This is a genomic window from Acinetobacter sp. EKM10A (genome assembly GCF_011075215.1).
GTDB classification, from domain to species: domain Bacteria; phylum Pseudomonadota; class Gammaproteobacteria; order Pseudomonadales; family Moraxellaceae; genus Acinetobacter; species Acinetobacter baumannii.
Genome location: NZ_JAALLK010000020.1, coordinates 1 through 286, shown reverse-complemented (window position 1 = coordinate 286; position 286 = coordinate 1).

Here is a 286-nt window from a genome sequence, read left to right as displayed (position 1 = left end):
TCTTTTCTTTGGATTAAAAAGCTTATAGAGGAATAAAAACCATATAAAAGACTCCCTAACTCCAAAATGATTATATAGCTAAAGATAAAAACCAATAAAAAATAGCAAAAATGCCTAAAAAAAAGCCATATATATCACTTTTTTCGCAAAATAGTAGAAAAAAACGGCACTCAAGTGAAAAAGGGATAAATACCCCTTGCAAAGGGACTGAGATGGTCTATAATGCACATCCATCGGCGGTGATGCAGATAGAAACTTGTTGAAAAACAGTTACTTGTGATTAGAT